At 40.1% G+C, this 2788-nt stretch carries 2 protein-coding genes; one reads left to right on the top strand and one right to left on the bottom strand.

Going from position 1 to position 2788, the window contains the following annotated elements; genetic code table 11:
* Positions 1-11: 11 nt before the first annotated feature.
* A complete protein-coding gene (locus K5Q73_RS21175; protein ID WP_220762627.1) occupies positions 12-728 on the bottom strand; it encodes a glycosyltransferase family 25 protein in 717 nt (238 codons plus the stop codon).
* Between the two features lie 401 nt (positions 729-1129).
* On the opposite strand from K5Q73_RS21175, the gene K5Q73_RS21180 reads away from it, so the two are divergent.
* On the top strand, positions 1130-2740 hold the full coding sequence (locus K5Q73_RS21180; protein WP_220762625.1) for an aldolase catalytic domain-containing protein: 1611 nt from the start codon (positions 1130-1132) through the stop codon (positions 2738-2740).
* Positions 2741-2788 lie beyond the last annotated feature (48 nt).

The following is a 2788-nucleotide window of genomic DNA, read 5'->3' on the forward strand; positions in this document are numbered from 1 at the left end:
GCACAACAAATCTATTTATGACTTTTGTTATAATTTGATTGTTTAAATTGTTTAAGCAACCGATAAAGCTCTACCAAAAGCTTATTAGCTAGACCTAACTTGGCTTTGTTCTTTCGCTGACCAATCACGGATGCCGCATCACTTCTAGAAACCAGCTTTGGGTGGTAGCTATACAAGGTCTGGTTAGTGCGCCATTCATTATCCATAAAGTCATCAACAGGTTCAAAGAAGCCATCGACCTGATTTAGGTAATTTTTTGCCGCTTGCGGGGTTATGGCGTAAGCCGAGGTGCCACAAGCGCCTTTCAAATTTGAAATCAGCTTATACTGTTCATCGATCGGCTCTATGTCAGCAAACTTTCTTTCAAAAATATTTCCTAGTTTCACGACACCATATTGTGTCGTGAGCCGTTCAATATTTTCTAATTGGCTTTTAAGATCACCAAATAATGCTAGGTTATCCTCTAGGACTAAAAACACCTCGCCATCTGCAACACACTGTTTCCACAGTGAAATATGGCTAGCAAAGCACCCTAACTCAGGAGTGGTCAATTTATAGCCTTTATATTTTTTCGTCTTATCACCATCGTATAGTGAAAAAATACTATGTTGCGGATTAGCTTTGATGTTTTCCGCATCAAAAAAAGAAAAACACACTCCTTTCAAAGCTTCTGCTACCTTAATATGGCGCTCAACGGAGGTTTTTAAACTAATAACAAAAATCTTCATTCAATAACTCTTTTCATTAAAAACGTCAGCGATTAGTCACTCTACACAATCTTAACAGCGACTACATGGGGCTTAAGTGACTAAAGCATCTTGGAAGTGAGCTGAAGCGTTCAACAGGAAAGCTGGCTGACCCCATTAGATCATCGAATTGATATTATAACGAGTTTCACGCTTAGCAATGAATAAAATGTAGCAACAGTTAATGAACCAAGAGATGCGTCAACTCACACTATTCCCTCTTTTAAAAGGTAAATAGCGATCTCTACAACTATACAGTTGTAGACCTCTTACCATCTCTATACGATACATCGATGCAATTGGCTCACCTACTCCACGAAATGATTTAGAGTGCTGAGCTTACTATCTTTTGAATCCCTAGTTTTACTATTAATTGGTGACTTATGTATATTCTTGATTGCACACTAAGAGACGGCGGTTATTACAACAATTGGGACTTTAAACCAGAAGTCGTCGATGCCTACCTAAATGCAATGGCATCAGCCAATATCGACTATGTTGAACTCGGTTTACGTAACTTCCCTAAAGTAGGTTTTGATGGTCCTTTTGCCTATACAACAGAAGCCTTTATTCAGTCATTAAATTTACCCGAAGGACCGAAATATGGCGTAATGGTCGATGCCAAAACAATTTTAGATTCAGGTATGGCCATTGAACAAGCTGTCGATGCACTGTTTGTCGATGCGGCTTATAGCCCAATAGCTCTTGTGCGAGTTGCAGCCCACTTCCATGAAGTTGATCGTTCTGAAGCGATTATTGATGCACTTAGAGCGAAAGGTTATATCGTCGGCTATAACCTTATGCAAGCAGGTGGAAAGTCTTGTGAAGTCATTGCGCAAAAAGCCCAAATTGCCGCAAGTTGGAATGGATTAGATTGCCTTTATTTTGCAGACTCTCTCGGCAATATGGATGCTACAGAAGTCACCCGTATTGTTGACGCTATTCGCACTCAATGGCAGGGTGATATCGGTATCCATACTCACAACAATATGGCAAAGGCACTTGATAATACGTTAACAGCTAAAGATTTAGGTGTGTCTTGGTTAGATGTCACTGTGACAGGTATGGGGCGTGGAGCTGGTAACGCGCAAACAGAAAGTCTACTTGCAGTGCTTGATGGAAACGACTGTAAATATCGACCATCTGCAGTCTACGAGCTTGTTATACGCCATTTCGAGCAAATGCAAAAAGACTACGGTTGGGGCAGTAGCCTACTGTATTTTCTTGGTGCTCAAAATGATGTCCACCCCACTTATATTCAAAACCTTATTGCCAATAAGCACTATGGTACCGAAGAGATTGTTGGGGCCATCAACTACCTAAGCCAATTAGAAGGAACAACTTCTTATAATGGCGATGTTATGGAAACCGCTATCAGCTTTGATACAGCCAAGAAAGCTGTCACAGGTAGCAGCAAACTTAAAAACAAGTTTACCGAGAAAGAGCTACTGATAATCAGCAACGGCCCAAGCCTTGAACGCTACTTGCCTGCTATAGAGGCCTACATAACTGAGCGCAAACCAATAGTCATTGCGCTAAATGCTATTACCTGTGTAACCCCTGAACTTATTAACTACTACTGTGTATCTCATAACAGTAAATTTCTTTCTGAACATGAGATATACAAGAATCTACAATCACCAATCATTCTACCTGCACATCGCTTTACTGACGCAGAGCTTCATGAGATTAGCAATGAATTCGTTGATTACGGACTAAATATTGAACCAAAGCGGTTTATTGCTGAAAACGAATTTTGCACTGTCCCATTCGATCTAACTGCAGCCTATGCGCTTGCCCTAGCTATTCACGCTAATGCTAAACATATTTCATTAGTTGGCGTAGATGGATATGAACTTGGCGATATACGCCAAATAGAAATGATTGAATTATTTAGTCACTTCAAGGCTGCAGCCCCAGAACTTACTATCACAGCTTTAACACCAACAAGCTATCCGATTGAACAAGGATCGATTTATGCACCCAATATATAATTACAACCTTTATATATTTGATTGTGACGGTGTAATCTTAAATTCAAA

The sequence above is a fragment of the Shewanella sp. MBTL60-112-B2 genome (assembly GCF_019655055.1).
GTDB lineage: Bacteria > Pseudomonadota > Gammaproteobacteria > Enterobacterales > Shewanellaceae > Shewanella.

Coding starts and splice junctions, on each gene's coding strand:
- K5Q73_RS21180 (WP_220762625.1), top strand. CDS start 1,130: ATGTATATTCTTGATTGCACACTAAGAGACGGCGGTTATTACAACAAT.
- K5Q73_RS21175 (WP_220762627.1), bottom strand. CDS start 728: ATGAAGATTTTTGTTATTAGTTTAAAAACCTCCGTTGAGCGCCATATT.